Source organism: Vibrio sp. 10N.222.55.C6 (assembly GCF_041473395.1).
Lineage (GTDB): Bacteria > Pseudomonadota > Gammaproteobacteria > Enterobacterales > Vibrionaceae > Vibrio > Vibrio crassostreae_C.
The window spans coordinates 1-450 of the sequence record NZ_JBFRSD010001063.1 but is presented as its reverse complement, the minus strand read 5'-3'; the positions used below and the strand labels follow the sequence as shown (position 1 = coordinate 450).

The window sequence follows — 450 nt, the reverse complement described above, 5'->3', positions numbered from 1 at the left end:
GCATTAGGTTCGCTTCAGTGTGATTGCAAAATCTTAACGGTGCAAAAGGAAGGGTACAGTTTTAGCAGACCTCAACAGCTTGGTGGCTACCTATCAACACCCACCTCGGCTATTCAAGTTGAAGTACCTCAATATGAATCGCCTCGAGTTGAAGCGCTTAAAGAACCCTTAGTATCAAAGAGCTCGAGTACTGAGCGTGGTGACAATGAACGTGAGTCAGCCTTAACGAAGCAACCAGACTCGTATAAACAGCGTCAGGTGCAGCATTTTGTCGCGCGTCATCGATCTCGTATCTCAGGAATATTAGTCAGCGGATTTCTTCTCATGCTTTTTTATCAGTTTGCTTTTTTTATGGATAAGACGAGCTATCGCGGTATGGATGTTTATCACGACAGTTTGAATTTTGATCAAGAGCTCTTAACCGAGTTGAATACTGTGTCAGAGCTCGGT

General features: G+C 44.0%; 1 pseudogene. It reads left to right on the top strand.

The features are described 5' to 3' along the window. Nucleotides 1-450 (top strand): annotated as a pseudogene (locus tag AB4486_RS27555) (helix-turn-helix domain-containing protein); the annotation flags it as partial.